General features: G+C 59.1%; 16 protein-coding genes. 3 read left to right on the forward strand and 13 right to left on the reverse strand.

The window, feature by feature from the left end; translation table 11 throughout:
• Positions 1 to 33: 33 nt before the first annotated feature.
• Complete coding sequence (gene cphA, locus BN3544_RS09285; protein WP_019430335.1) at positions 34 to 2208, reverse strand: cyanophycin synthetase; 2175 nt, start codon at positions 2206 to 2208, stop codon at positions 34 to 36.
• 168 nt (positions 2209 to 2376) lie between these two features.
• On the opposite strand from cphA, the gene BN3544_RS09290 reads away from it, so the two are divergent.
• Both BN3544_RS09290 and BN3544_RS09295 read left to right on the forward strand, forming a co-directional pair.
• Complete coding sequence (locus tag BN3544_RS09290; RefSeq protein ID WP_081499385.1) at positions 2377 to 4701, forward strand: cyanophycin metabolism-associated ABC transporter; 2325 nt, start codon at positions 2377 to 2379, stop codon at positions 4699 to 4701.
• Positions 4698 to 5162, forward strand: a complete 465-nt coding sequence (locus BN3544_RS09295) for a cyanophycin metabolism-associated DUF1854 family protein (protein WP_019430333.1) — start codon at positions 4698 to 4700, stop codon at positions 5160 to 5162. The genes BN3544_RS09290 and BN3544_RS09295 overlap by 4 nt, the downstream gene beginning before the upstream one ends.
• Before the next feature lie 138 nt (positions 5163 to 5300).
• Here the strand turns inward: BN3544_RS09295 and BN3544_RS09300 are convergent, their stop codons facing one another.
• From BN3544_RS09300 to BN3544_RS09325, 6 genes are all read right to left on the reverse strand, one after another.
• On the reverse strand, positions 5301 to 6665 hold the full coding sequence (locus tag BN3544_RS09300; protein WP_019430332.1) for an MBL fold metallo-hydrolase RNA specificity domain-containing protein: 1365 nt from the start codon (positions 6663 to 6665) through the stop codon (positions 5301 to 5303).
• A 559-nt stretch (positions 6666 to 7224) separates the two neighbouring features.
• Complete coding sequence (gene dnaJ / locus BN3544_RS09305) at positions 7225 to 8367, reverse strand: molecular chaperone DnaJ (RefSeq protein ID WP_019430331.1); 1143 nt, start codon at positions 8365 to 8367, stop codon at positions 7225 to 7227.
• A 147-nt stretch (positions 8368 to 8514) separates the two neighbouring features.
• A complete protein-coding gene (gene dnaK, locus BN3544_RS09310) occupies positions 8515 to 10443 on the reverse strand; it encodes a molecular chaperone DnaK (RefSeq protein ID WP_019430330.1) in 1929 nt (642 codons plus the stop codon).
• A 95-nt stretch (positions 10444 to 10538) separates the two neighbouring features.
• Positions 10539 to 11096, reverse strand: coding sequence for a nucleotide exchange factor GrpE (grpE, locus tag BN3544_RS09315; RefSeq protein WP_019430329.1), 558 nt, complete (start codon positions 11094 to 11096; stop codon positions 10539 to 10541).
• A gap of 148 nt (positions 11097 to 11244) precedes the next feature.
• Entirely contained in the window at positions 11245 to 11595 is a 351-nt protein-coding gene (locus BN3544_RS09320) for an FKBP-type peptidyl-prolyl cis-trans isomerase (protein ID WP_019430328.1), read from the reverse strand.
• A 50-nt stretch (positions 11596 to 11645) separates the two neighbouring features.
• The gene (locus BN3544_RS09325) at positions 11646 to 12818 is read right to left on the reverse strand and encodes a fumarylacetoacetate hydrolase family protein (protein ID WP_019430327.1); all 1173 of its coding nucleotides are present in this window, start codon (positions 12816 to 12818) and stop codon (positions 11646 to 11648) included.
• Positions 12819 to 13025: 207 nt separating this feature from the next.
• Between BN3544_RS09325 and BN3544_RS09330 the strand changes: the two genes are divergently transcribed.
• Positions 13026 to 13673, forward strand: coding sequence for a YiaD family glycine zipper/OmpA-like lipoprotein (locus tag BN3544_RS09330; RefSeq protein ID WP_059355993.1), 648 nt, complete (start codon positions 13026 to 13028; stop codon positions 13671 to 13673).
• Here BN3544_RS09330 and BN3544_RS09335 read toward each other — a convergent pair.
• The 6 genes from BN3544_RS09335 to BN3544_RS09360 form a co-directional block, all read right to left on the reverse strand.
• The gene (locus tag BN3544_RS09335; RefSeq protein ID WP_193364663.1) at positions 13664 to 14254 is read right to left on the reverse strand and encodes a MarR family winged helix-turn-helix transcriptional regulator; all 591 of its coding nucleotides are present in this window, start codon (positions 14252 to 14254) and stop codon (positions 13664 to 13666) included. The two genes, BN3544_RS09330 and BN3544_RS09335, sit on opposite strands and share 10 nt — an antisense overlap.
• 11 nt (positions 14255 to 14265) lie before the next feature.
• Positions 14266 to 15987, reverse strand: coding sequence for an acyl-CoA dehydrogenase family protein (locus BN3544_RS09340; RefSeq protein WP_019430323.1), 1722 nt, complete (start codon positions 15985 to 15987; stop codon positions 14266 to 14268).
• Positions 15988 to 16023: 36 nt separating this feature from the next.
• Positions 16024 to 17748: a tannase/feruloyl esterase family alpha/beta hydrolase gene (locus BN3544_RS09345; RefSeq protein ID WP_019430322.1), complete on the reverse strand. Its 1725-nt coding sequence runs from the start codon at positions 17746 to 17748 to the stop codon at positions 16024 to 16026.
• Between the two features lie 186 nt (positions 17749 to 17934).
• Positions 17935 to 18936 (reverse strand): tripartite tricarboxylate transporter substrate-binding protein, encoded by a 1002-nt coding sequence (locus tag BN3544_RS09350; protein ID WP_019430321.1) that lies wholly within the window; start codon positions 18934 to 18936, stop codon positions 17935 to 17937.
• A gap of 70 nt (positions 18937 to 19006) precedes the next feature.
• A complete protein-coding gene (locus tag BN3544_RS09355; protein ID WP_019430320.1) occupies positions 19007 to 19690 on the reverse strand; it encodes a flavin reductase family protein in 684 nt (227 codons plus the stop codon).
• 17 nt (positions 19691 to 19707) lie between these two features.
• Complete coding sequence (locus tag BN3544_RS09360; RefSeq protein ID WP_019430319.1) at positions 19708 to 20127, reverse strand: acyl-CoA thioesterase; 420 nt, start codon at positions 20125 to 20127, stop codon at positions 19708 to 19710.
• Positions 20128 to 20133: the final 6 nt, after the last annotated feature.

The following is a 20133-nucleotide window of genomic DNA, read 5'->3' on the forward strand; positions in this document are numbered from 1 at the left end:
GTGATGCGGTAAGGCCGAAGGGCTCGTCGGGTGTTAATGAGAGGTGTTCTGGCCGAAGCTTTTGACGCCAGCCCGGATCAGATCCGTGCTGATGTCCAGCGCCCAAGCCACGCAGGAGGCAATCAACATGTCGTCGGTGCTGAGTTTGCCGTTTTGCAACAAGCGTGACACCGCAGGTCGTTTGGCGGACAACACGAGCGACTCGCGCGGGCCTTCACTCAAAACCAGCTGTCCGTCACGCCAGAAAGCCACGCGGCCCCCTGCGGCGAGATGGGCCAAAAGGCGAGGGTTGTTTTCGTCATCCGCGTAAAAAATTACATTGCCATCGCAATGGCGTGCCAGATCGACCGCTTGTTCGTCAGCCGCATTCAGCACGGCCGTGCCTTGCGGCAAGATCACATCGATTTGTGTGCGCACGTAGCTCGGCATTTTCTCGTCGTTGCCCGCGTACAAGTCGTCCAGACCTTGGGACTTGGGCATGCGTGTGACGACGCCCACTTGGCAACGGTCATAGGGCAAGCCCTCGGCCAGCAAATGGCGCACATCGCTTTCAAACACAGCGACTTCAACAGATCGGTTGATTAAAAGTCGCTGGGCATTGTCCCAGTCCATGCCGCCGTGGCTTTGCAGCTGGCGCTGGTTCATGTACAAGCCGTCCGCGCAGGCCAATCCGGTGTACAGGCCTTTCAGGTGCAACAGCCAAGCCACCAATTGCGCTGGGCGGGTCGTGTCGCCATCGCCCATGAGGCCAATCACCGGAATGCGGCCGGTATCAGCAGGTTTGAACAAGTGATTGGCGATGGCCAGACCGACGGGGCGAGGCTGGCCGACGGCGGGTTTCAGGTGCATCAACAAGCCGGGGCCGGCATTGACCTCGACAATGGCGCCACCTTGTGCAGACAGTGGCTGTGAAATGTCTTGTGCAACCAGATCAACGCCCGCGATGTCCAGGCCCACGACGCGTGCGGCCAGCACGGCTTGCGCGGCCACATCGGGGTGAACTTCGTCGGTCACATCCAGCGCCATGTTGCCGGTGCGCATGATGAGCACACTGCGGCCTTGTTCGGGCACGCTGTCAGCTGTCAAGCCTTGGCGTTTGAGTTCCAGCACCGAGGTGGTGTGTTCGTCTAGGCGGATGGTGTCGAGCGGAAAATCTTCTTCTTCGCCCCGGCGGGGATCGGAGTTGATCTGCAACTCGATCAGTTCGGACACGGTGTGCACACCATCGCCCACCACACTGGCTGTTTCGCCTTTGTTGGCCGCGGCCACATGGTCGCCGACCACGAGCAGGCGGTGTTCTTCGCCCCGGATAAAACTTTCAACGATGACTTCACTGCCTTCGGCCAGGGCAATGTCGTAGGCGGCTTCGATGTCTTCTTGTTTGGACAGTTCGAGTGACACGCCACGGGCATGGTTGCCATCGGTCGGTTTCAAGCACACGGGCAAGCCAATGTCTTGCGCTGCTTCCCAGGCCTCTGCGGGGCTGCCCACGATTTGACCTTGCGGCACAGGCACACCGCACATGCTGAGCAATTGCTTGGTCAGGTCTTTGTCTTTGGAGATGCCCTCGGCAATCGCGCTGGTGCGGTCGGTTTCGGCGGTCCAGATGCGACGCTGCTGGGCACCGTAGCCCAGTTGCACCAGGTTGCCATCGTTCAAGCGAATGGCAGGAATACCCCGGTCGCTGGCTGCATTCACGATGCTGGCCGTGCTCGGGCCGATGCACAGGCTATCGACCATCTGCTTGAGGCGGTTGACTTCGGTCTTGACATCAAAAGGGCGGTCTTCGATGGCGGCCAGGATCAGCTCACGCGCTGTCTCCAGTGCACTTCGGCTGACGTCTTCATGGCGTGTGCGGATCACCACTTTGTAGATGCCTCGTGGCCCTGCCTCGCGGGCTTTGCCAAAACCGGTTTGCATGCCAGCCTGGGTTTGCAGTTCCAGTGCAACGTGTTCCAGGACGTGGCCAGCCCAAGTGCCTTCTTCCAGGCGTTGCAAGAAGCCGCCACGTTCACCCACACTGCAGCGGTGTTCAATCAATCCGGGCAGCCAGTTTGTCAGACGTTGGTTGAAGCCAGGCAAGGTGTTCGAAGGGAAGTCTTCCAGCGCGCCAATGTCAATCAGCGCCTCCATGACAGGACGGTAAGTCCAGATGTTGGGACCGCGCAAATGGGTCATGCGCAGAAATTGGATGTTTTTGGCGTTCATGAATGAAAAGGGCGGCTATACAATGACCGGCCCGTCACGGCGCTGGGAGATTGCTCTGGATTCAAAAGAGTCATGGACAGTTCATGTGCAGTCGTGTGCGACATCAATGGTTGTTTTTTGTCTCGTCGGCCGCCGTGGTCGTTCGAGTCGCTTCCGGTTCATCCTTCAATGACATCAACTCCTACTTTGGCCGCTGCATCTCGTCAGGTTCTTCCCGACGCTTGGCAGGTTGAAGTCCATTCTTGTCTGCAACCCGATGAAAACGCAACAGCCTGGCTGGAGGTTGACCTGGACGGCAGCTTGCGATTTGCCAAAAGTGCCGTCATTTTGACCGATCAGCGGGTCTTATCCCGCCTTGAAGGTGAAAAAAACTGGTCCAGCTGGGCTTTGCAGGCGGGTTTGTCTTTGAAACTCACTGACCATGCGGGTGTGGGGTGTCTGGCCTTGACCAGCCCAGAGGGGCAATTGGCGGTTTGGCGCTTCACGCTGGGCCTGCAGGCCGCAGTCGCCCGCTGGACCGCACAATTTGAGAGTCAGTTGGCGCAGCAGCTGATGACATCGGGCAGTCCATCGGAAGGCCGTCCCTTGCAGGCGGTGTTGTCCGGCTCGGTGTGCCCGGTTTGCCAGACCGTCATGAGCGACGAGGACGAAGAGTGTCCGAGTTGCGGTCGGGAAGACCTGGCACCGCCTTCGACCTGGACGCTTTTCAAACTGTGGCGCTTTGCGCGGCCTTACCAGCGTTCTTTGCTCGCGGGTTTCTCGCTCACCTTGGCTGCGACGGCCGCCACTTTGGTACCGCCATACCTGACCATGCCGCTGATGGACGACATTCTGATTCCCTATCAGAACGGCAAAGAAATCGATCCCACGTTGGTGTCCATGTATTTGCTGGGCTTGCTGGCTTCTGCTTTGCTGGCTTGGGGTTTGGGCTGGGCCAAAACCTACATCTTGGCGCTGGTGTCCGAGCGCATCGGTGCTGACTTGCGCACCACCACTTATGAACATTTGCTCAAACTCTCTTTGGAGTACTTTGGCGGGCGGCGCACGGGCGATTTGATTGCCCGGATCGGCAGCGAGACCGACCGCATCAACGTCTTCTTGTCGCTGCACCTGCTCGACTTTGCCACCGATGTGCTGATGATCTTGATGACGGCGGTCATCTTGTTCACCATCAACCCGACCTTGGCGCTGGTCACCTTGTTGCCCTTGCCTTTTATCGCTTGGTTGATCCATGTGGTGCGCGAAAAACTGCGCACCGGCTTTGAAAAGATCGACCGTGTCTGGGCCGAAGTGACCAACGTGCTGACCGACACCATTCCCGGCATCCGTGTGGTCAAAGCGTTTGCGCAAGAAGACCGTGAGGCCCAGCGCTTCAAGGACGCCAACAAACACAACCTGTTGGTCAATGACCGATTGAACCGAGTGTGGTCTTTGTTCTCGCCCACGGTCACCTTGATGACCGAGATCGGCCTTTTGGTGGTCTGGGGTTTTGGCATCTGGTTGGTCTCGGACGACCAGATCACCGTCGGTGTGTTGACCGCATTTTTGGCCTACATCGGCCGCTTTTACAGCCGCCTTGATTCGATGAGCCGGATCGTCTCGAACACGCAAAAGGCGGCTTCGGGGGCCAAGCGCATTTTTGACATCCTTGACCATGTGTCCAGCGTGCCCGAGCCCCTGAACCCGGTGGCTTTGCCGCCCCAGGTGCAAGGCCGCATTACCGTGCGCGATGCGGGGTTCCGCTATGGCAACCGCGCAGTTATTCGCCAACTCAACCTCGATATCCAGCCCGGCCAGATGATCGGTTTGGTGGGCCACAGCGGCTCGGGCAAGAGCACCTTGGTCAACCTGATTTGCCGTTTTTACGACTTGACCGATGGCGCGATTGAGCTGGACGGCACCGACATTCGTCAGCTGAAAGTCGCCGACTACCGCCGTCAAATCGGCTTGGTGTTGCAAGAGCCCTTCTTGTTCTTTGGCACCATCGCCGACAACATTGCCTATGGCAAGCCCGAAGCCACCCGCGAAGAAATCGTCGCGGCGGCCCGTGCGGCGCATGCCCACGAGTTCATCTTGCGCATGCCGCAGGGCTATGACTCGCTGGTGGGTGAACGCGGTCAGGGTTTGTCAGGCGGCGAGCGCCAGCGCATTTCGATTGCCCGCGCCTTGCTCATCAACCCGCGCATTTTGATTTTGGACGAGGCCACGTCCGCCGTGGACACCGAGACCGAAAAAGAGATTCAAAAAGCCCTGGACAACTTGGTGCGTGGTCGCACCACCATCGCCATTGCCCACCGTTTGTCGACCTTGCGCAAGGCCGACCGTCTGGTGGTGATGGACAAAGGCGTGGTGGTGGAAGAGGGCACGCACGATGTGTTGATAGAGGCCCAAGGCGCTTATTGGCGTTTGTACGAAGCCCAGCAGCGCCAGGCCGAAACCGAAGCGGTTTTGGGTGGCAGCCTGGAAGTCACAGAACAAAAGGTGAGCGCATGAGCCCGTTTGACTTGCAACGCGATGCGTTTGGCCGTTGGGTGTTGACGATGCCAGACGGTACGCAGTTTGTGCCTGTGACGGCTTTGCGTGCCTATCCCGTGTCGGCCCCTGACGCGGGCGTGGCGCTGATGGACGCGGACGGGCGTGAGATCGTCTGGATCGATGCGCTGGCGCAACTCGACATGTCACTGCATGACAAGGTGGTGCAGGCCCTGAACGAGCGCGAGTTCTTGCCCGAAATCCTGCAACTGACGGACGTCAGCAGCTTTGCCACGCCCAGCACCTGGTCGGTATTGACTGACCGGGGTGTCACCCAGTTTTTGCTTAAAGGCGAAGAAGACATCCGCCGCCTGACCGGCACGGTGCTGCTCATCAACGACGCCAATGGCGTGCAATTCATGATCCGTGACTTGGCGGCCATGGACAAGCACTCGCGCAAACTGCTCGACCGTTTTTTGTAGATCGCGCTTCGGCGTCGACCATGACAGCTTCTACCGCGAAGCTGGAACTTGTCCTGGACCCTGAAGTGCCTGTGCAGAGCAGGGTAGGTCAGAGCAAAAAAACAAAGCAAAACGAAGAGACGTCAATCACCCGTTTGGCTACAAAGGCCAGACAGAGCCGTGTTCAGGCACCATGGCACGCCACTTGACTTCATGTTCGATGCGTTGGCGCAGCATGTCGGATGCCTCGCGTTCACCGTGCACCACATACACCTGACCTGGCGCACTGGGCATTTTGTGCAGCCAACTCAAGAGTTGGTTCGCGTCGGCGTGGGCCGAGGCCGATTCGATCTGTGCCACTTCAGCACGCACCGCGACTTCCTGCGCATGGATGCGCACGCTGGATTGCCCGCTGGCCAGCGCCGCGCCACGGGTGCCAGGGGCCTGATAGCCCGTCAGGATGATCAAGTTGCGGTGATCGCCCAGGTACTGCGCCAAGTGGTGCAAGACCCGCCCGCCCGTGGCCATGCCGCTGGCAGCCAGGATCACCATGGGCCCGTGTCGGCGTGCCAGTGATTTTGATTGCTCGGGGGTTTCCAGCATGGTGGCCGCATGGTCCATGTTGCGCACTTCTTGTGCGTTCAGTCGGTGCTCATCCGGGTGGCGTTCAAACAAAGCAGTGGTGTGGATGGCCATGGGGCTGTCCAGAAAAATTGGCAAACCTCTCGGTATTTCCCCTGCCGCCTTGAGCTGCGCGATGGTGTGCAACACAGCTTGCGCCCGCCCCACCGCAAACACAGGCACCACGGCCACACCGCCACGAGCAGCCAATTTTTTCAACAGAGGCCCGAGTTCTTCGAACAGTTTTTCTTTGGGGTGCTGGCGGTTGCCGTAGGTCGATTCGATCAAGACGGTGTCGGCCTGCGGCGGTGGCTCGGGCGGCTTCATCAAGGGGTCATCGGGACGGCCCAGATCGCCTGAAAATAAAATGCGCCGACCGCCCACATCCAACAACAAACTGGCGGCGCCCAAAATGTGGCCGGCCGGCTGAAAGCGGGCCTTCCAGCCGCGGATGGGCTCAAACCACTGCCCCTGATGCTCTGCGTGCAACTGTTTGAGGCAGTGGATGGCCTCTTGTTGGGTGTAAAGCGGCAGGGCGGGCGCGTGTTTGGAAAAGCCATGTCGGTTGGCAAAAAAAGCATCTTCTTCCTGAATGTGCCCGCTGTCAGGCAACAAGATGCTGACCAGATCGCAAGTGGCTGAGGTGGCATGTACCCGACCCCGAAAACCGTTTTTGACCAGCAAGGGCAAATACCCGCTGTGGTCGAGGTGTGCATGGGTCAGCACCACCGCATCGATGTTCGTGGGGTTAGCAGGCAGAGGGTTCCAGTTGCGCAAGCGCAGCTGTTTGTAACCCTGAAACAAGCCGCAATCGACCAGCAGACGCTTCTGGTTGTGCTCAATCAGGTATTTGGAGCCGGTGACGGTGTCGGCCCCTCCAAGGAAGGTGATGGTGGCGCTCATGCTGGCATGCTGCGCTCAAAATAAACAAGGGCGTTTGAGGCAAGTCATGCTGACGCTTGTTTTGCCAAACCGACGCACTGATTGCTATACCCGAGCACTAACTGTCATACCCGCCCACTAACTGTCGTACCCGCGCACTAACTGTCACACCCCCCCACTAACTGTCATACCCGCGCACTAACTGTCATACCCGCGCACTAACTGTCATACCCGCGCACTAACTGTCATACCCGCGCATGCGGGTATCCATGGCGGCCGAAGGCATGGACCCCCGATCCAGTCGGGGGTGACCATTCACGTGTCATGCCTGGACCCTATTTGTCATACCCGCACCCTATTTGTCGTACCCGCGCACCAACTGTCATACCCGCGCATGCGGGTATCCATGGCGGCCGAAGGCATGGACCCCCGATCCAGTCGGGGGTGACCATTCACGTGTCATGCCCGCACCCTATTTGTCATACCCGCGCATGCGGGTATCCATGCAATTCGAAGGCCTAGACCCCCGATCGCGTCGGGAGTGACAAAGGTAAGGCAGGTCGCAGCTGACAAACGCAGCTCAACCGCCGAAAAAGCCTTTCAGCTTGTCGGTCCAGCTCTCGCCACTGGGCTGGTGTTTGCCGCCACCTTTGGACAGCGACTCGTCAAACTCTTTGAGCAGCTTGCGCTGGTGCTCGGTCAGTTTGACGGGGGTCTCCACCGTGATGTGGCAATACAGATCGCCGGGGTAGCTGCCGCGCACACCCTTGATGCCCTTGCCGCGCAGGCGGAACTGTTTGCCGGTCTGGGTGCCTTCGGGGATGTCGATGGCCGCTTTTCCACCCAAAGTGGGTACATCGATTTCGCCACCCAAAGCCGCTTTGGTGAAGCTGATCGGCACGGCGCAGTGCAAGTCGTCGCCATCGCGCTCAAAAATAGAATGCTTCTTGAGTCGGATCTCGATGAACAGATCGCCTGGAGGCCCACCGTTGGTGCCGGGTTCGCCATTGCCCGCGCTGCGAATGCGCATGCCGTCGTCGATGCCTGCCGGGATTTTGACTTCCAGTGTCTTTTGTTTTTTGACTTTGCCTTGTCCGTGACAAGTGCCGCAGGGCTCGGGGATGATTTTTCCGGTCCCTCGGCATTGCGGGCAGGTTTGTTGCACGCTGAAAAAGCCCTGACGCATTTGCACTTGGCCTTGGCCATGGCAAGTCGAGCAGGTTTTGGCGCTGGTGCCTGGCTTGGCTCCGGTGCCGCTACAGGTGTCGCAGGCGTCCCAGCTTGGGATGCGCAGTTGCGAGTCTTTGCCGTTGGCCGCTTCTTCGAGCGTGATTTCCATCGCGTAGCTCAGGTCTGCGCCACGGAAAACTTGACGGCCACCGCCTCGCCCGCCCCGGCCTTGGCCACCAAAAATGTCACCAAAGATGTCGCCAAACGCATCACCAAAACCACCAAAGCCCTCGGCACCGCCGCGCATGTTCGGGTCGACGCCGGCGTGGCCGTGCTGGTCATAGGCCGCGCGTTTTTGCGCGTCCGACAGCATTTCGTAGGCCTCTTTGACTTCTTTGAATTTGGCCTCGGCTTCTTTGGCTTTGGCGTCTTCGCCCTGGTTGCGATCAGGGTGGTACTTCATCGCCAGCTTGCGATAAGCCTTTTTGATGTCTTCGTCCGAGGCGTTTTTGGCAACGCCCAGCACTTCGTAAAAATCTCGTTTTGTCGCCATGACTTTGGACCCTGGCCTTCAGGCCGTTTCATGCAAAAAGCGTCCCGAGCCATGCTCGGGACGCTGCAGCTTGTGGGTGGGAGGCCGATCCTGCGGCCGAATGTATTCGCGAGCGGGGGCTCGCTCCCACAACATCACAGAGGGCAATCAGCCCTTTTTGACTTCCTTGACTTCAGCGTCCACGACGTTGTCGTCTTGGGGCTTGGCATCGGCAGCACCGGCCGCGCCAGCGCCTGCAGCGGCTTGCTGCGCTTGCATTTCAGCGTAGACCTTTTCGCCCAGCTTCTGGCTGGCTGTCATCAGGGCTTCGGTTTTGGCTTCGATGGCGTCTTTGTCTTCGCCCTTCAAAACTTCTTCCAATTCCTTGGTTGCCACCTCGATGGCTTCCTTTTCAACTGCTTCGATCTTGTCGCCATGCTCAGCCAGGCTCTTTTTGACGCTGTGGGCAGCGGCTTCGCCTGCGTTGCGCGCTTGCACCAGCGCCAGTTTTTTCTTGTCTTCTTCGGCGTTCAGCTCGGCGTCTTTCACCATTTGCTGAATTTCGGCTTCGGACAAACCGGAGTTGGCCTTGATCGTGATCTTGTTCTCTTTGCCGGTGCCTTTGTCTTTGGCGCCCACATGCAAGATGCCGTTGGCGTCAATGTCAAAAGACACTTCAATTTGGGGCGTGCCGCGCGATGCTGGCGGGATGCCTTCGAGGTTGAACTCACCCAGTGCTTTGTTGCCGCTGGCGATTTCGCGCTCACCCTGGAACACCTTGATCGTCACTGCCGGCTGATTGTCTTCAGCGGTCGAGAAAGTTTGTGCAAACTTGGTCGGAATGGTGGTGTTCTTGGTGATCATCTTGGTCATGACGCCGCCCATGGTCTCGATGCCCAAAGACAAAGGGGTCACGTCGAGCAGCAACACGTCGGTGCGGTCACCCGACAAAACTTGGCCCTGAATCGCAGCGCCCACGGCCACGGCTTCGTCGGGGTTCACGTCTTTGCGTGGCTCTTTGCCAAAGAATTCTTTGACCTTTTCTTGCACCTTGGGCATGCGCGACATGCCGCCCACCAAGATGATGTCGTCGATGTCACCGACCGACACGCCAGCGTCTTTGATGGCCATGCGGCAAGGGGCGATGGTGCGCTCGATCAGCTCTTCGACCAACTGCTCCAGCTTGGCGCGGGTCAGCTTGACGTTCAAGTGTTTAGGGCCTGTTGCGTCTGCGGTGATGTAAGGCAAGTTCACGTCGGTCGAGGCCGAGCTGGACAGCTCAATCTTGGCTTTTTCAGCGGCTTCTTTCAGGCGCTGCAAGGCCAACACGTCTTTGGCCAAATCAACGCCGGATTCTTTCTTGAACTCGGTGATGATGAAGTCGATGATGCGCTGGTCGAAGTCTTCGCCGCCCAGGAAGGTGTCGCCGTTGGTGGACAACACTTCGAATTGTTTTTCGCCATCGACATCGGCGATTTCGATGATGGACACGTCGAATGTGCCGCCGCCCAAGTCATACACAGCGATCTTGCGGTCGCCCTTTTCGGTCTTGTCCAAGCCAAAGGCCAAAGCCGCAGCGGTGGGCTCGTTGATGATGCGTTTGACGTCCAAGCCCGCGATGCGGCCTGCGTCTTTGGTGGCCTGACGTTGTGCATCGTTGAAGTAAGCGGGCACGGTGATGACGGCCTCGGTCACTTCTTCGCCGAGGTAGTCTTCGGCGGTTTTCTTCATCTTGCGCAGGATTTCAGCGCTGATTTGCGGCGGGGCCAGCTTGTTGCCGCGCACTTCCACCCAAGCGTCTCCGTTGTCGGCTTTGGCGATGGTGTAAGGCATCAAGTCGATGTCTTTTTGGACTTCTTTTTCGGCGAACTTGCGACCGATCAGGCGCTTGACCGCGTACAAAGTGTTGCGGGGGTTGGTGACCGCTTGGCGCTTGGCCGATGCGCCGACCAGAATTTCGCCGTCTTCTTGGTACGCAATGATCGACGGGGTGGTGCGAGCGCCTTCGGCGTTTTCGATCACTTTGGTCGTGTTGCCTTCCATGATGGCCACGCACGAGTTGGTGGTGCCCAGGTCAATACCGATGATTCTTCCCATTTTGATGCTCCGAAATTAAGTAAGAGTGCAGATGTTTTGCAGTTGAGGCGGGTGGGGCGCTTTTCAAGTCCCCTTACGCCAAAAAAGGTTTTTGTTTATTTGGGGGCGGTGACCGTGACCAAAGCGGGGCGCAACACGCGGTCAGCGATGGAGTAGCCCTTTTGCAGCACCGTGACCACGGTGTTGGCTTCCTGCTCGGCAGGCACCACGCTGATGGCTTGGTGGTGGTGCGGGTCGAACTTGGTGCCAGCAGGCGGGGCAATCTCGATCACTTTGTTGCGCTCCAAGGCGCTTTTGAGTTGGCGCAGCGTGGCCTCAGAGCCTTCGCGGATTTGCTCGATCGTCACGTTCGGGATGGCCAAACCGGCTTCCAGGCTGTCCAGCACAGGCAGCAGGCTGTCGGCAAAACCTTCTACGGCGAACTTGCGGGCTTTGGCGATTTCGTCGTCGGCACGGCGGCGGGCGTTTTGCACATCGGCTTGGGCACGCAAAAACTGGTCGGCCAGATCGGCGTTTTGGGCCTTCAGGTTGACCAGCTCAGCTTGGGCATCGGCCAACGGGTCGGTCGAGGTGGCGGTCTGCGCGCTGACAGTTGCAGCAGACTCTTCGTCGCTCGGTGCTTGGGGAATGGGGTTTTGAGTGGTGTCTGACATGAACAATGTCCGCAAAAAATGAATACCCCTTTTAAATAGGGGCAATGTTTCAGGCTTCAAGAGGGGTTTTGCGTGCGGAATCCGACAGCGCAGGGCAAGAAAAAACCCGCCAAACGGCGGGTCCGGCTGATCCAAGCACTGATCGGGATCAGTTCAGTGCCAGCAATTCCACGTCAAATTTGAGCGTTGCATTGGCCGGGATCACTCCGCCAGCGCCGCGTGCGCCGTAGCCTAATTCGGAGGGGATGATCAGGGTGCGCTGGCCGCCGACTTTCATGCCGGCCACGCCTTCGTCCCAGCCCTTGATGACCATGCCCGCACCCAAACCAAACACAAAGGGGTCGCGACGGTCGCGGCTGGAGTCAAATTTGGCACCCTGCTGGCCATCTTTGTAGAGCCAGCCGGTGTAGTGCACGGTGACGTCTTGGCCCGGGGTGGCTTCGGCGCCTTCGCCCACGACAGTGTCTTCATATTGCAGGCCGGAGGGGGTGGTGTTCATGGTGTTCTTTCTGGAAAACGGGCCAGATGCAGCCCTGTTGCAAGCCGAAATTATGCCAGCAGGCCTCGCCGGGCCAGATCGCGCATGAGTGCGCTGACGCCATAGCGCCATGGCTGGGCTTGGTCGGAGGTGGTGACCCGGTTGACCAAGCTGCCCAAGTGAGGGGTGGAGACGCTCACCACATCCCCCACGACATGGGTGAAACCTTGGCCGGGGCCGTGGCGGTCTTGCGTTGGGGCAAACATGGTGCCCAGAAACAGCATCATGCCGTCGGGGTATTGGTGGTATTTGCCCATGGCCTGGTTGACCAGATCCAGTGGGTCGCGGCTGATCTGGGACAGGGCGCTGCTGCCTTGCAGAACAAAGCCTTCGGGGCCTTCCACTTTCAGGCTGAGGTCGCACTGACGCACATCGTCCATGCCAAAGTGGGCGTCGAACAGGCGAATGAAAGGTCCTATGGCGCAACTGGCGTTGTTGTCCTTGGCCTTGCCCAGCAGCAATGCGCTGCGACCTTCAAAGTCGCGCAGGTTCACGTCGTTACCCAGTGTGGCCCCCACGACCTCGCCGCGCGAGTTGGCCGCGAGCACGATCTCGGGTTCGGGGTTGTTCCATTGGCTGGCAGGGTGAATCCCGACCATGGCACCCGTGCCGACCGCGCTCATGGGTTGCGCTTTGGTGAATATTTCGGCATCCGGACCGATGCCCACTTCCAGGTATTGCGACCACATGCCTTGGGCCAGCAGCACCTCTTTGAGCTTGACCGATTCGGGTGAGCCGGGTTTCACGCTGCGCAGGTTGTCACCAATGACGGCCACCACCGCCTGGCGCACGGCATCGGCTCGGCTGGCATCGCCTCGGGCTTGCTCTTCGATCACCCGCTCCAACATGCTGGCCACAAAGGTCACGCCTGCGGCCTTGATGGCTTGCAAATCACAAGGTGCCATGAACCACGGCAAGGCTGGGTCACGAACTGCCTCGTCGCTGATGGCCAAAACCGCTGCCGTATCGGCCAGCCGTGTGGCTTGCTCGGTGGCCATCAATTGCCTGACCCGCTGCGCGGGCTGTTCTTGGTCCAGCAAGGCACTGCAGGTGGGAGCCAATTTGGACAGGTCCAGCACGCTTTGAGGCGTGACCGCGACCAAAACGGGGCCGGTGTCGGGCAGCCAAAGGCGACCGATCAACAAGGCATGTTCACAGGACTGGGGCAAAGAGGTGGTGTTCATGGCGGGTGGTGTTCATGAGATGTTTGTGCAAAGCAGTGTGGAATATCTTGACAGATCAAAAGGCGGCAAGCTGTCACGCATGGGTTTTCTCAAATTGGGGTGCGCGCTGATTTCAGAAGCAATTTGTTGCAAGCTTGTGCGGTGCGGCACCGAGACTTTGCGCAATTGAACCTAGAGTGGCTCACTTGGATTGAAAGGATCTTCCTGATGAACACGATGACTGCATTCAAAAGCGCTGGTGCGTTGACCTGTGCCTTGGCCATTTTGCTGACGGGTTGCGCGACGGCCACCCCCGAGCAAAAGGGCGCGGGAACCGGTGCCGTGATTGGCGCTGTGGCGGGGMAAATTTTGGGGCGCGACAGCAAGGCAACCGCCATTGGCGCGGGCTTGGGCGCCCTGGGCGGTTATATCTGGTCTAAAAACATGGAAGACAAAAAGCGCGCCATGGAGCAAGCCACGGCCGGTACCGGTACGGTGGTCACGCAAACGGCAGACAACCAGCTCAAGCTGAGTATTCCGAACGACATTTCGTTTGACACGGGCCGAGCCGACATCAAACCGAATTTGCGCCCGATCTTGGACCAGTTTGCCCAAGGCTTGGGCCAACAGCCCAGCATGGAAGTGCGCATTGTGGGCCACACCGACAACACCGGCAGCGATGCCATCAACAACCCGCTGTCGGTGAACCGTGCGCAAAGTGCGCGGGATTACCTGGTGGCACGGGGTGTGAGCAGCAGCCGCATTGCGATTGATGGACGCGGTTCGCGCGAACCGATTGCCGACAACGCCACAGAGGCGGGTCGCGCACGCAACCGCCGCATTGACATTTTTCTGGCCGAACGAGGTCAGAGGTAAATTTTTTGCAGCAACGCCAGCAGCGTTTTGCGCTGCGTTGGCGTGAGCTTGGCGGTTTTTTCGATTTCCAGGTCGCTCGCGGTTTGCTCGGCTTGCACCATCAGGGCTTGGCCCTTGGGTGTGGCGTGCAGGCCCACGGCGCGGCCATCGTGCGGATGCGGTTTGCGCTCGATCAGGCCGCGTGACTCCAGTGACTGGATCAAGCCGACCAAGTTAGGCGGCAACAAGTTGAGCGTGGTGCACAACTGGCGCGAGGTCACGCCCGGGTTGTGCTGGATGGTGGACATGACCGAAAAATCCACTGGCTTGAGGCCGTAAGGGGCCAGCCGCTCTAAAAACAATTCGATGATGCTCAGCGCTGCGCGACGGGCGTTGTAGCCCATCAGGGTTTGCAGATAAGTGGTGTCGACTTGGTCCACCGCTGCGGCGGGCGTTGCGGTCGACCGGCTGCGCGTTTGCGGTGCATCTGCCGTGTGCGCGGTTTTTCGGGTTCGTTTGGCGCTGCTGCTGCCCGGCTTTGGGGGGGTAGCCTTGGCTGGCTTGCGCGTGGGGCTTGGGGTCTTGGTGTCGGTTTGGGGCATGGTGTGCGCGATCAGTGGGCCACGGCGCTGCATTGTTGTTCGATGATGGCGCTGCGCATGGAGAACTCGGGCAGCACCCAACTGCGCAGGGCCTTGGCCGGGCTGAGCCAGCGTGTATCGGCTTGGGGCGTGTCGGCGTCCACACCGGTTTCGATGCGCAACCAGGCCCAGTCCATCAGCACCAATGCCACTGCACGCAGATAGTCGTCGGCCACTCGAAATGCCAAGGCCGCGTCTTTCGGTGCGGCTTGGGCGATGCGCTCGGTCAAGCTGCGCAGGGTTTGGATGCGGCTTTGCGCGGCGGCGCTGGCGTGGGCTGCTGGCGGCAGGTCCGATGCGAGTGTGTCCAGCAGGGCATTCATGCTTTGGCCGCCATCGGCCAGCACCTTGCGCACCAGCAGGTCAATCGCCTGGATTTCGTTGGTGCCTTCGTAGATCATGGCCACGCGGGCATCGCGCACGATTTGCTCAATGCCCCATTCGCGCACATAGCCGTGGCCGCCAAACACCTGCAGGCAGTCGCTGCCGCCATGAAAGGCCTGGTGCGTGAAGACCGATTTCATGACCGGCGTGACCAAGGCGCACCAGCACTGGGCAGCCGCTTGAGTGGCGGCATCTTGGCTGTGCTTGATCAGGTCGAGTTCGAGTGCGGTGCGGTAGGCCAGCACGCGACCGGCGTCGACCCAGGCCCGTTGCGTGTCCAGAATGCGGCGCATGGCGGGGTGTTCGCCAATCAGGTCGGCTTCGCCAGCGCTCCTGCCTTTGCCCGGCGCGCGCATCTGGCGGCGCTCTTGCGCGTAGGCATCGGCTTTTTGCCAAGCGGCGTCCAGCAGGCCAATGCCTTGCAGGGCCACATGCAATCGGGCGGCGTTCATCATCACAAACATCGCATTCAAGCCCTTGCCGGGTTCGCCCACGATGTCGCACACCGCTTCGTCAAAACGCATCACGCAAGTGGGGCTGCCGTGCAGGCCCATTTTTTCTTCGATGCGGTCACAGTGCACGCGGCTGCGTGAGCCGTCGGGGTAAAACTTGGGCACCAAAAACAGCGACAGGCCTTTGGGGCCAGGGGGCGCATCGGGCAAGCGGGCCAGCACCAGGTGCACGATGTTGTCGGTCAGGTCGTGTTCGCCGCCTGAGATGAAAATTTTGGTCCCGCTGACGGCGTATTGGCCATCGGGCAGGGGCACGGCTTTGGTGCGGGCCAGGCCCAAATCAGAACCGGCATGGGGCTCGGTCAGGCACATGGTGGCCAGCCATTCGCCGGTGGCGACTTTGTCCAAATACAGCGCTTTGAGCTCGTCGCTGGCGTGGTGTTTGATGCACTCGTAAGCGCCGTGCAGCAAGCCAGGGGCCATGGTCCAGCCGTGGTTGGCGGCGCTCAGCATTTCATACAGCATGGCTTCGAGCACGCTGGGCAGACCCTGACCTCCGTCTTCGGTGCTGGCCGACAAGGCAGGCCAGCCCGATTGCCAAAAGGTTTGGTACGCGTGTTTGAAGCCCGGCGGCATGGTGACCACGCCGTCTTTCCATTGCGCACCGATCTCGTCGCCATCGCGTTTGAGCGGGGCGATCACCTCGCCCACGAACTTGCCTGCTTCATCGAGCACTTGTTGCATGAGTTCCGGGTCCACCTCGGCAAAGGCGGGCAGGGCTTGCAGTTGTGCGGGCGCGTTCAGCACGCGGGACAACACAAACTGCATGTCGTCGGTGCGGGGTTGGTAGGCGTTCATGGTCTATTTCAAAAAAATCAGGGTCAAGGGGCCCGTTTATTGGCAGGTAAAGTTTTCGGCATTTTCCAGGGAACCGTGGCCGATGTATTTGGCGACCTTGGGGTAGGCGCACAAAGGTCGTGTGCGCTGTGCGCTCCAGTTTGCGGGCAATTCGGCATTCACACCCCCAGCATTGCCGGCCCCTCGCACTTGGGCAGTGATGCGGTCAGGGGCAAGGCCTTGTTCCACCCAAGCCACCAATGGCGTGAGGGCGTCAAACTGGTCCGTCGCGGGGCCTGCGCTGCAATGGTTCATGCCTGGAATGGGGAAGTGGCGTACAAAGTTGGCGCTGTTGGGAACTTCTTTGGCCACACGATCCACCCAAGCACGGGTATCGGTTTCTGAAAAAACCGGGTCACTCACACCGTGGTAAAGCAATATTTTGGCGCCGCGCTGTTGAACCTGTTTCAGGTTGGCAGGTTTTGCGTGGTTTAAGGGCGTGATGGTTTCGTCCGCGCTTTCAGTGAACCCGGGAGGTTTGGAAAATATACCGGCATACAAGTTGTCGTAATCCGTATCCAGTGCCTTGACGTCACGTTTGGGGCTGGTGAACACATGGCTCAAGGCGCCTGGGTCCAGGGCTTGCGAGAACACAAATTTCCAAGTGGCCCAGTTGGCGCCAGACACGCCTGTGTCGTATGGAAACGGGCTGTAGAAAGGCGCGCCATCCGCGGTTTGAGCCCCTTTGAAAACTTGGGCGATGACATTTTTTTGCGTCTCGCTCAAGCATTTGCCGTCCCGCCCCGCCGTGCAACTGGGGATGTCCTTTTGCACGTCAAACGTTTTTTGGCAAGCCGACACGTCTTGAACGATGCCGTCGTTTGCGCCATCAATGGCATCGCATTTGGCCAAAACTGCACGGGCCAAAACCTGTCGGTCATCGGCGTTGAAGCCAGCGCCGATGTCCGGAAACTTCAAATTGGGATTAAACGGGTGGTTCACCGTGGGGCCTGCGGGTGCCAAGCTGTTCCACAAGGAAGATCCCCATAGTTGGGCCAATGCGGCGTTAGGCAAACGGTAGCCCGGAGCACCAGCCAAGTAGCCGTCAAACTGCTGTGCATAACGGGAAGCGGCTACCAAAGTATGCCGGCCGCCGTTGGAGCAACCTGCGATGTAGGAACGGTCCGGCAATTTGCCATAAGCCGTTCTGATCAGTTCCTTGGCCATGGGCGTGAGTTTGCCCACGGCGGTGTATCCATAGTCTTGTCGAGCCTGCGGCTCTGAGCCAAAGTAAGGGTTTTGTGTGGGGTTGTGTCCTGCGTCTGAGCTGATCACAGCGAAACCTTGCGCGAGTGCGCCCGTCAAAGGCCCTCCACCCAAGGCACCCAGAGCGGGTTGAACGACGCCGTCGAGGCCCCCATTGGCCTGGTAGAAAAAGCGTCCGTTCCATTCTTTTGGCAGGCGCATTTCAAAGCCAATCGCATAAGGCCGGCCATCGGCACCTTGACGTTCATGCATCTTGCCCCTGATCAAGCAGTGGCTGCCTGTTTTGTAAGACGTGATTGCAGTGGGCTGTGGACCGGTGCGCACCACCCCTGCAGAAACCAGTTCGGCCGACTCAATGCGTGTCGCTGCATATTTGAACTGATCGCGAAGTTCATCGCATTGCAACAAAGAACCGCTTTGTGCGGGTGCCAAGCTGGCGGGTGCTTGGGTCGTCAAACCGTCGGCGCAGCCTGTCAGCCACACAAAACTTGCCAAAGCCATCAGTCGAATTGTCATGTATGCCCCTCGTATGTGGTGTTTGAAAGTGCGTCGTGGGGGCACTGTCTGAAGCATTGAAAATCACAAGACCAGTTTGAACCTCTGGCAGGCAGTGTTGGATGTCACAGAAAACACCTCGATGGCCATGGTGTCGCTTTTAGCGCATGGGCCATCAAGGTGTTTCGTTCAGCATTGGCTGCGAGTTCAGGAGTCCACGCTGAAGCCGATGCGCTTGATCAGCGGGCCCCAACGTTCGAGTTCAACTTGCGAACTCTTGAGCTGGTCTGCCGGTGTGCCGCCGAAGGGGATCAGGCCGACCACAGTCAAGGCGTCTTGCACGCCTTTGTCCTTGAGGGCGGCATTGATGGCCGCATTGGCCGCTTGGATCACGGTTGCAGGTGTTTTGGCAGGGGCGTAAAAACCAAACCACTCTTCCACGGTCAGTTCGGGAAAGCCTTGTTCGGCAAAAGTGGCCACATCGGGCACAAAGGGCGAACGTGTTTTGCCCGAGGTGGCAAGGATGCGCATCTTGCCGGCCTTGTGGTTGGCAATGAAGTCACCGTGCGGGGTGAACATGCAGGCGATCTGGCCGCCCACCACATCGGTCACGCCGGGCACCGAGCCACGGTAGGGCACGTGCTTGAACTCGAAGTTTTGGTTCAGGCCCAGCAAAGCGCCAATGAAGTGGGGCGTGGAGCCTGCGGCGGGTGAGCCATAGCTGGCTTGTGCGGGGTTGGCCTTGGCCCAGGCGATGAAGTCTTTCACGTTTTTGACGCTGGCAGGCACCATGGGGCCCACCGCAAAGCCGTGGTGAATCATGGAGGCTGTGCCCACGGGCGTGAAGTCTTCAAAAGGCTTGTACTGCAGATTTTTGAAGATGTGGGGGTAGAGCGAAATAGCCGAGAAAGGGGTCATGGCCAGCGCCGAGCCATCGGCCGGTGCGCTTTTGAGCAGGTTCAGGGCAATTTGACCGCCAGCCCCTGGGCGGCTGTCGATGATGCCGGCGTTTTTGCTGTAAGGCGTGCCGCCAAATTTTTCGGCCACGCGGCGGGCGCAGATGTCGCCCGAGCTGCCCGGTGGGAAGCCGTAGAGCACTTTGACTTGCTCAATGGGCAGGCCGCTTTGTGCCCAGGCTTGCTGGAAGGCGGTGCTGCCCAGAATGGCCGCTCCGATGGTGGATTGAATGAATTCGCGTCGGTTGCTCATGGTTGTCTCCTCTAGGGGGTGGTTGGAAAACGGGGAAGAAAATTTTTCGAATGTGGGGACTTTGGTCCGGTTAAGGCTTGACTGAAGACTGTGCGGCTTTGTCCGCAGAACCTTCCAAACCCGCCAGCAAGGCTTGGCTGTTGCCGGGGATGATCATTTGAAATTGATGGTCCACAAAGGTGTAGTCGTAGTAACCCATGCGTGCCAGCGGTTGGATCTTGAGCGCGTCGATCAGGCCTTGACCATTGATCACTTCGTCATCAATGTGGATGGCCACAACACGGCCAAACACCACGTCAGCTGTGCCCATGGGCGGTTTGCCTGGAAAGCGCAGGCTGTTCAGGTAGACACACTCAAACTGGATGGGCGAGCCCTTGACTCGCATGGGCTTGACCAGGCGGCTGGGCAGTTTTTCGAGGCCTGCGCGTTCGAACTCGTCCACACCATGCGGCACTTCTTCGGCAGAAATATTGACCGCATCGCGCAGTGCGTATGTGGCCATGTTCCAGACGAACTCACCGGTTTGTTCTGCGTTGCGAACCGAATCCTTGCGTTCGCCTTGGGTGGTTTGGTTGGCGCTGAACATGACGATGGGCGGGTCAAAGGTCACGTTCTGGAACTGGCTGTAGGGTGCCAGGTTGTGCCGGCCTTGCGCATCTACCGTAGAAATCCAGCCAATGGGACGCGGAATCACACAGGACTTGAAAGGGTCATGAGGCAGACCGTGCGGCGTGACACCGGGTTCGTAGTACATGGCTGAGTCTCCTGTGGTCAGCTGCACAAAGCCTTGATGTCTTCGGGCACCGGGATGGCTTTGATGCGGTCTGGGTCTTCGGGGTGCTTGATGCAAAAGGCGCGCACTTCGGTGCCCTCGCACAGCACGGTGTCGCCACGCATCACGACATGCTTGTGCACGATGACTTTTTCACGCCACTCCTGCACGCTGGTGTGCACCTGGATGGTTTCGCCATAAGTGGCGGGACGGATGAACTTGGTGTTGATCTCTAGCAGCGGCGTGCCGATGATGCCGCGCGTCTTGACCAGTTCGCGCCAAGGCGGTACGCCGCACTTCACGAAAAAGTTCAAGGATGAAGCGTCCATCCACTTGGAGAAATTCGGAAAGAAGACGATGCCTGCGGGGTCGCAGTCACCGAACATCACTTGCACTTCGTAAACAACGGTTTTGCTCATGGGTGT

This window comes from Limnohabitans sp. Rim47, from assembly GCF_001517545.1.
Classification (GTDB): Bacteria; Pseudomonadota; Gammaproteobacteria; order Burkholderiales; family Burkholderiaceae_C; genus Limnohabitans_A.